Consider the following 206-nt stretch of genomic DNA (forward strand, 5'->3'; position numbering starts at 1 on the left):
CGGTTTTCCTGTCCGGGCGCACACATCAGCTGGAGGTAGTCAACCATAATCAGGGCGGGTTTACCGTATTTGCGGGTATAGCGGCGGGCACGGGCGCGTAATAGTGCAGGCGTCTGGTGACTGCAATCATCAATCACCAGACGCTGATCCCAGCGGGCAAACTGATCCAGGCTCTGGCTTATGCGTCCCCACTGCTCATCATCCAG

1 protein-coding gene is annotated in these 206 nt (G+C 57.8%); it reads right to left on the bottom strand.

Annotation, left to right across the window (positions count from 1 at the left end; all coding sequences use genetic code 11):
* The coding region (locus FE394_RS17210; protein WP_319927577.1) for a DnaB-like helicase C-terminal domain-containing protein at positions 1-206 on the bottom strand (206 nt) is incomplete at both ends.

Origin of the sequence: Xenorhabdus littoralis, assembly GCF_033949345.1 — a bacterium.
Classification (GTDB): Bacteria; Pseudomonadota; Gammaproteobacteria; order Enterobacterales; family Enterobacteriaceae; genus Xenorhabdus; species Xenorhabdus littoralis.